The organism is Streptomyces sp. NPDC055287 (assembly GCF_053646035.1).
This window is the reverse complement of the sequence record NZ_JBSHNE010000033.1, coordinates 63063-70769: the sequence shown is the minus strand read 5'-3', so window position 1 is coordinate 70769 and position 7707 is coordinate 63063. Positions and strand designations below refer to the sequence as shown.

Sequence of the window (7707 nt, the reverse complement as noted above, 5' to 3'; positions counted from 1 at the left end):
GCCCCCCGCCGGCCCTGTCCGCGGGGCCCCCCCCCGCCGGTTCGTACCGGCGGGGGCGCCCCCTTCAGCATCAGCAGTCCACGGCTCGCGGTTCACGACTCGCGGCTCGTGGTCTCACGGCTCGCGGTTTACGGCTCGAACTTGTAGCCCAGGCCGCGGACCGTCACCAGGTATCTCGGCGCGCCCGGGTCCGGCTCGATCTTGGCGCGCAGGCGCTTCACGTGGACGTCGAGGGTCTTGGTGTCGCCCACGTAGTCCGCGCCCCAGACGCGGTCGATCAGCTGCATCCGGGTGAGGACCCTGCCCGCGTTGCGCAGCAGCATCTCCAGGAGGTCGAACTCCTTCAGCGGCAGGTCGACCTTGCCACCGCCGACCGTGACCACGTGGCGGTCCACGTCCATGCGCACCGGGCCTGCCTCCAGGGCGGCCGGAGTGACTTCCTCCGGCTCTCCGCGGCGGCGCAGGACCGCGCGGATGCGGGCGACCAGCTCCCGCGAGGAGAAGGGCTTGGTGACGTAGTCGTCGGCTCCTATCTCCAGCCCCACGACCTTGTCGATCTCACTGTCCTTGGCGGTCACCATGATGACCGGAACATTGGAATGGCTGCGCAGCTGGCGGCAGACCTCGGTGCCGGGCAGGCCGGGGAGCATCAGGTCCAGCAGGACGAGGTCGGCGCCGTTGCGCTCGAACTCGTCGAGCCCGTCGGGGCCGGTGGCCGCGATGGCGACCTCGAAGCCTTCCTTGCGGAGCATGTAGGACAGGGCGTCGCTGAAGGATTCCTCATCCTCGACGACGAGCACTCGGGTCACGGAAGGACCTCCGGGTGGGGAATGGGTTCGCGATCAGTGGTCTCGTACGGGCCGGCGGCGTTGTCCGGGGACTCGTCGACGTCGTCGTCCGGGGCGGCGACCGGGGACCGGTCGCGTGATGCGGCTGCCTCGGGCAGTCGCAGGGTGAACGTGGAGCCCTGTCCCTCGGAACTCCACACCGTGACCTCCCCGCCGTGCGAGGCGGCCACGTGCTTGACGATGGCCAGGCCGAGGCCTGTGCCTCCGGTGGCCCGGGAGCGGGCCGGGTCCACGCGGTAGAAGCGCTCGAAGATCCGCTCGCGGTCCTTCTCGGAGATGCCGATGCCCTGGTCGGTGACGGCTATCTCGATCAGGTCCCCGCCGGTGGCGGAGATCCGGCGGCCCGCAATGCCGACGCGGGTGCGGGCGGGGCTGTAGTTGACGGCGTTCTCGACGAGGTTGCCGAGGGCGGCGGCGAGCTGTCCGCGGTTGCCCCAGACGCGCAGGCCCTCGGTGCCGCCCGCAGCCATCGTGATGTTCTTGGTGGAGGCGGCGTGGCGGCTGCGGTCCATGGCCTCGGCGACCAGTTCCTCGACGCGGACCGGTTCGGCGTCCTCCAGCGGGTCGTCGTTCTGGACGCGGGAAAGATCAATGAGCTCTTGGACCAGATTGGTGAGGCGGGTCGCCTCGATCTGCATGCGGCCCGCGAAGCGGGTGACCGCCTCCGGGTCGTCCGAGGCGTCCATGACGGCCTCGGAGAGCAGCGAGAGCGCACCGGTAGGAGTCTTGAGCTCATGGCTGACATTCGCGACGAAGTCGCGCCGTACCGCTTCGATGCGGCGGGCCTCGGTGAGGTCCTCGACCAGGAGCAGTACGAGGCGCGAGCCCAGCGGGGCGACGCGGGCGGACACCGCGAGAGCCTCCCCGCGGCCCGTGCCGCGGCGAGGAAGGTCCAGCTCGACCTGGCGTATCTCGCCGTCTCTGCGGGTGTCGCGGGCCATGTGGAGCATGGGGTCCACGGCCAGCTTCCCGCCCCGGACGAGCCCGAGTGCGTACGCCGCCGAGCTGGCCTTGACGACGCTGTCGCTCTCGTCCAGCACGACGGCGGAGGAACGGAGTACGGACAGCACGGTGTCGACGCCCGGCGGCAGCACCGCGTTGACGTCGGGCCGCATGGAAGACCGGGACGGCCTGGCCTGCTCGCGCTCGCTCCAGCGGAACGTCAGCACGGCGATCACACCGGTCAGGAGACCGGCGATCGCTGCTGCTGCGGCGACTGCCGCGTTCACGTCCATGCACCCAGGTTAAGCGGGGGCTGTGACACTCCCCCAGCCAAATGGGTGGCAGCTCGAACACTCGTCGCTCAGAGTTCACCGAGGGGATGGGGTTGGTTCACTTGGGGTGCCGGAATCGGACGCGTAACGGACAGAACGTGGGAGCGTGGGGTTCAGAGGCCTCAGTAGGACAAGAGAGGGACTTTCATGCGCGACGCGTACCACGAGGAACTTGACTCGATCGGTGAAGCCCTGGTCGAGATGGCCCGGCTCGTCGGCTCCGCGATCGGGCGGGCCACCACGGCCATGCTGGACGCGGACCTCAAGCTCGCCGAGAGCGTGATCGCGGCCGATCAGAAGGTCGACGATCTCCAGCACGACCTGGAGGCCCGCGCGATAGCACTGCTGGCCCGCCAGCAGCCCGTCGCCACCGACCTGCGGATCGTCGTCACCTCGCTGCGGATGAGCGCCGACCTGGAGCGCTCGGGCGACCTGGCCCAGCACGTGGCGAAGCTCGCCCGGCTGCGCTTCCCGGCCTCGGCCGTACCGCACGACCTGCACGCGACCATGCTGGAGATGGGTCAGCTCGCGCAGCGCCTGATGGCGAAGGCGGCCGAGGTCATCACCACGAAGGACGTCGATCTCGCGCTCCAGCTGGAGCACGACGACGACGAGATGGACCTGCTGCACCGCACGCTGTTCCAGCACCTGATGGACGACCGCTGGAAGCACGGCATCGAAACGGCGGTCGACGTCACGCTGCTCGGCCGGTACTACGAGCGGTTCGCCGACCACGCGGTGTCGGTCGCGAAGCGCGTGGTGTACCTGGTGACGGGTGAGCACGCGGACGAGCTCCAGGCGGCGACCGGGACCACGCCCCCGCCGGCGCAGGGCGAGTAAGCCCGAAATTTTGGATGCATTGCGCGTGTGCGCCGTTGATGCGCCCGCCGGAGTGGGCATGCAATGGGCAGCAGGAGTACGCCACGTGCCCCTTCGAGGAGGATCCCCATGGCCGAGTCCCCCACGCCCCACTCGCAGCAGGAACCGCCGGCCGAAGTGACCCGCCACCGGCCGACGCTGCCCGTCCTCGGCGCCTGCGGGTGCGGGGCCGGCTGCGGCTGCGGCTGCCAGTCGGGCGCGCCGTGCCAGTGCGGCGGCTGCTGCGGCTAGTGCGACCGGTGTTGCACGGAAGGGCCCCGTCCGGTGTGGACGGGGCCCTTCCGCTTTCACCGGAGTAAGCAGGCGTACGGGAGTGCGCAGGACTACGCCGCGTACTCGTCGTCGTCCTCGAGGCCGAAGTTCTCCGGCACCTCCAGCATCGCCTCCCGGAACTCGGGACGCGTCTCCTCCATGGCCGCTTCCCTGAAGAGCGCCGCGAGCCGGTGGCGGTCCTCGGCGGAAAGCCTGCCGAGGTGATCGGCGACGTCTTCGAACCAGGTCGTGACCAGATCCGGATCGGCGTCGTCCTCGTCGGTCATGTCGATGGCTGTGACCAACTGCGCCATGGCGGTGGCCAGGGTGGTCAGCAGGGTGTCGCTCATATCGTGCGCTCGCCTCTTCGTGTACATCGCGTACATCGCGGACCGTCGGGAACCTTCACGTCACACAGCAACACCGAGCCCCCTGCCGCGGAAGATCCGCGGCAGGGGGCTTGATCCGTGCGTGTTACTTCTTCTTGCCCTGATTCTTCACGGCCTCGATGGCGGCCTTCGCGGCCTCCGGGTCGAGGTACTTGCCGCCCTTGGTGACGGGGCGGAAGTCGGCGTCGAGCTCGTAGTAGAGCGGGATGCCGGTGGGGATGTTCAGGCCGGTGATCTCCTCGTCGGAGATGCCGTCGAGGTGCTTCACCAGGCCGCGCAGCGAGTTGCCGTGGGCGGCGACCAGGACGGTGCGGCCCGCGAGCAGGTCCGGGACGATGCCGTCGTACCAGTACGGCAGCATGCGCTCGACGACGTCCTTGAGGCACTCCGTGCGCGGGCGCAGCTCGCTCGGGATCGTCGCGTAGCGCGGGTCGTCGGACTGGGAGAACTCCGTGCCGTCCTCGAGGACCGGCGGCGGGGTGTCGTACGAGCGGCGCCAGAGCATGAACTGCTCCTCGCCGAACTCGGCGAGCGTCTGCGCCTTGTCCTTGCCCTGGAGGGCGCCGTAGTGGCGCTCGTTCAGGCGCCAGGAGCGGTGCACGGGGATCCAGTGGCGGTCCGCGGCCTCCAGCGAGAGCTGGGCGGTACGGATGGCGCGCTTCTGGAGCGAGGTGTGCAGTACGTCGGGGAGCAGGCCGGCTTCGACGAGCAGCTCACCGCCGCGCACCGCCTCCTTCTCGCCCTTCTCGGTGAGGTTGACGTCCACCCAGCCGGTGAACAGGTTCTTCGCGTTCCATTCGCTCTCGCCGTGGCGGAGGAGGATCAGCTTGTACGGTGCGTCGGCCATGCGTACGAGACTAATGGACGCCTCGGACGGTTGACGGCCCGCGTCAATTCGGTGGCCCTGGCCCCCTCTCGCTTGTAACTTGCGGATACCGCATCAGCCGCTTACAGGCGTCCACCACCGCCGCCACCGAAGGTCCCTGGGGGGATACGTATGTCCACAGCCACGCTCAGACGTGCCGCGAAGGAGACCGTGTCAGGGCTTCCCGACGGCTTCTGGTGGCTGTGGACCTCGACGTTGGTGAACCGCACCGGGGCCTTCGTCCTCACCTTCCTGTCGCTCTACCTGACGCAGGAGCTCGGCTACTCGGCCTGGTACGCGGGTCTCGTCATCGCCCTGCACGGGCTCGGCGGCGTGGCCGGTTCGCCGCTCGGCGGGATGCTCACCGACCGGTGGGGGCGGCGGCCCACGATGATCGCCGGGCACCTCGGTACGGCGGTGGGCGCGGCCGCGCTCGCGGTGGTGACCAGCGCGGTCGGCGTCGCCGTCGTCGTGCTGCTGATGGGTGCCGCCATGCAGGCCGTACGCCCGGCGATCGGCGCGACCATCGCGGACCTGGTGCCGGAGGAGGAGCGGCGGCGCGCCTACGCCCTCAACTACTGGGCGCTCAACCTCGGCTTCGCGATAGCCGCGCTCGGCGGCGGCGCCGCGATCGTCTTCGGCTACCGGACGCTGTTCCTGGTGGACGCGGCGGCGACCGTCCTGTGCGCGCTGATCGTCTTCCTGCGGCTGCCGGAGACCCGGCCGGTCGCCGCGCCGCTCGCCAGGGGCGAGGAAGCGGTGACCGAGCCGAAGGTGAGCGTGCTCGAAGTCCTGCGGGACGCGCCCTTCCGGACGCTGGTGCTGCTCAACCTGCTCGTCTGCCTCATCTTCACCGCGCCGTGGGTCGGTCTGCCGCTGACCATGGCCGGCGAAGGTCTCGAGCCCAGTGCGTACGGCATGGTCATCGCCGTCAACGGGGTCGTGATAGTCGGCTTCCAGCTGCTCGTCAACAAGATCACCGACCGTCGGTCGCCGGCCGCGCTGCTCACCGTCTCCTCCCTGCTGTTCGCCGCCGGGACCGGGGCGACCGCGCTGGCCGGGACGCCGCTGCTGTTCGCGGTGACCGTGGTGGTGTGGACGCTCGGCGAGATGGTGCACGTGCCGACCAATGCCGCCGCCACCGCGCGGCTGGCCCCGGAGCACGCGCGGGGGCGGTACCAGGGCGTGATGGGGATGTCCTGGGCGCTGGCGGGCTTCCTCGCGCCGGTCCTGGCGGGCTGGATCGTGGACGGGCCGGGACCGGACGTGCTGTGGATCGGTTGCGGGGTCATCGGCTGCGTGGCGGCGGCGGGTTACGCGACGCGGCTGCGCCGGGTGCTCGCGGACTCGGACGCACCGGCGCCTGTCGCACCGGTGGCGGCCGCGCCCGTACCCGCTCCCGAGGCGGACGGCGAGAAGGTCAGCGGCTGAGGGCGCGCTGCGCCTCGTAGAGGTTGGACGGGTGTACGGCGTCGGGGGCGCCGTACGCCTCGAGGCGTGAGTGCAGCGGACCGGTGAAGTCGGGGACGTCGGTCTGGTCGAACTCCCTGACCTCGCTGATGCCCACCGTGGCGCTGTACGGGGCGATGGTGTCGATCTTGACGAGCCCGGCGCGGGCGTTGGTGACGGTCACGTTCCAGTGCGTGAAGCGGGCGCCGTAGAGAGGGCCCGCGGAGGCGTCGCCGCCGTGACGGCCGTTGTTGTTCACGGTGATCTGGGTGCGGACGTTGGCGAACGGCATGCCGCGGTGGGTGTCGAAGGTGCCCATGTGCATGACGCCGCGCGACCAGACGTTGCAGCTGGACAGGCCCTCGACGTTGATGCCGTGGAGCTGGGTGCCGGGAGGTGCGGGTGTGGTGCGCGCGGCGATGGTGAAGTCATCGGTCAGGTTGTCGTGGGAGCCCTCGCGGCAGAAGTACGGGTGGTGCGACCCGCGGCCCTCGACGCGGGTGCGGCGGAGCGTGCAGGCGGAGGCGGCGACGAGGCCGAAGCCGTTGTCGGTGTGGCGGACGGTGACGTCCTCGGCCCAGCAGTCGTACGCGCACTGGAAGGTGACCCCGTTGCGGCCCTTGTCGAGAAGGTGCGGAGACTGCGGCGTCTCGACCGCTTCGAGGGTGAGGCCTTCGACGCCGGAGCCGGTGAGCGGGTCGGCGAGGGTGGTGAGGCGCGGGTCCCATGCGGAGCGGATGTCGAGGGGCAGCGGGCGTTCGAGGGTGACCTCGCTGCCGGTGAGGCGGGTGATGCGTACGGGCCATTCGTACGGCACATAGCTGGTCAGCTTGGTCTTGTCGTCCCAGGTGTAGGCCCGTGCGCCGGGCCCGTCGCCGGCGATGTGCGCCAGGAGGGTGTGGCCGGGGTCGTCGGCGAGGCGCAGGAGGACCGTCTGGCCGGCCCGCAGGCGGGTGGGGTCGTGGACGGTGACGGTCCGGTCGCCGCGCCGGGCGGGCACCACGGCGGTGAGGGTCTGCCACTCGTCGCGCCTGTTGCCGGTCCAGCCTTCGAACGGCCAGTTCCCGGCCCTGATGGCGGCGGTGAGAGACGCGTAACGCGCCTGCGGGCAGAGCCAGATGAGGCCGCCGGCCCAGGACCAGGAGGACTTGTCGCCGCCGTAGCGACTGCCGTAGGGGCCGATCAGCTCGGTGAGGCTCCTGGTGGCGAGGAGCGTGGTGCGGGCGCTGCCGGCGCCGCGCAGGACGACGTTGCTGTGGCCGATGCGGATGACGTCGTCGATGCGGTACGTACCGGGCGGGACGAGGACGGTGCCGCCGCCACGGGCGCCGGCGGCGGCGAGGGCGCGGTTGATCGCGGGGGCGGAGTCGGTGCCGTGCAGGCCGGTCGTGCCGGGGCGGGCGTCGGGCCGGGCACCGTAGTCCAGGACGTTGGCGACGACGGGGCGGCGGGGTGCGCGCCGGGCGCCGGCGTGGGCGCCGGCGCGGCCGACGTACGGGATCTGGGGGTGGGTGTACGGCGCGGCGGCGAACTCCCGCCAGAGGGCGGGGGTTCGGGAGGCCGGGGAGGCCGGCCGGAGCGCGGCGTGTGCGGGCGGTGCGGTGCTCCCCACCGCGACGGCTATCGCGCTGCCGAGCAAGCCACGTCTGCTGATGGCGCGTTGACCGATACTCGTGCTCATGCCCGCCTCCATGTATGTATGTGAACGGTGTTCAGATGCGCGTCGGCGGTGAGCATGCCACGGCGAGGGG

Annotated in this window: 8 protein-coding genes; 3 read left to right on the top strand and 5 right to left on the bottom strand. The window is 70.8% G+C overall.

Annotated features, from left to right (window positions below; all coding sequences use genetic code 11):
- Positions 1–128 precede the first annotated feature (128 nt).
- Positions 129–809 (bottom strand): response regulator transcription factor, encoded by a 681-nt coding sequence (locus tag ACWIHY_RS32275; RefSeq protein ID WP_028814608.1) that lies wholly within the window; start codon positions 807–809, stop codon positions 129–131.
- Positions 806–2083, bottom strand: a complete 1278-nt coding sequence (locus tag ACWIHY_RS32270) for a sensor histidine kinase (protein ID WP_454379730.1) — start codon at positions 2081–2083, stop codon at positions 806–808. The genes ACWIHY_RS32275 and ACWIHY_RS32270 overlap by 4 nt, the downstream gene beginning before the upstream one ends.
- 186 nt (positions 2084–2269) lie before the next feature.
- On the opposite strand from ACWIHY_RS32270, the gene phoU reads away from it, so the two are divergent.
- Both phoU and ACWIHY_RS32260 read left to right on the top strand, forming a co-directional pair.
- Complete coding sequence (gene phoU, locus ACWIHY_RS32265; protein ID WP_454379729.1) at positions 2270–2962, top strand: phosphate signaling complex protein PhoU; 693 nt, start codon at positions 2270–2272, stop codon at positions 2960–2962.
- A gap of 108 nt (positions 2963–3070) precedes the next feature.
- Entirely contained in the window at positions 3071–3232 is a 162-nt protein-coding gene (locus ACWIHY_RS32260; protein WP_454379727.1) for a hypothetical protein, read from the top strand.
- A gap of 92 nt (positions 3233–3324) precedes the next feature.
- Here the strand turns inward: ACWIHY_RS32260 and ACWIHY_RS32255 are convergent, their stop codons facing one another.
- Positions 3325–3603: a hypothetical protein gene (locus tag ACWIHY_RS32255; protein ID WP_454379725.1), complete on the bottom strand. Its 279-nt coding sequence runs from the start codon at positions 3601–3603 to the stop codon at positions 3325–3327.
- A gap of 124 nt (positions 3604–3727) precedes the next feature.
- Positions 3728–4489 (bottom strand): phosphoglyceromutase, encoded by a 762-nt coding sequence (locus ACWIHY_RS32250; RefSeq protein ID WP_454379723.1) that lies wholly within the window; start codon positions 4487–4489, stop codon positions 3728–3730.
- Between the two features lie 150 nt (positions 4490–4639).
- On the opposite strand from ACWIHY_RS32250, the gene ACWIHY_RS32245 reads away from it, so the two are divergent.
- Complete coding sequence (locus tag ACWIHY_RS32245; protein ID WP_454379721.1) at positions 4640–5938, top strand: MDR family MFS transporter; 1299 nt, start codon at positions 4640–4642, stop codon at positions 5936–5938.
- Here the strand turns inward: ACWIHY_RS32245 and ACWIHY_RS32240 are convergent.
- A complete protein-coding gene (locus tag ACWIHY_RS32240) occupies positions 5928–7637 on the bottom strand; it encodes a glycosyl hydrolase family 28-related protein (protein ID WP_454379719.1) in 1710 nt (569 codons plus the stop codon). The genes ACWIHY_RS32245 and ACWIHY_RS32240 overlap by 11 nt on opposite strands.
- Positions 7638–7707: the final 70 nt, after the last annotated feature.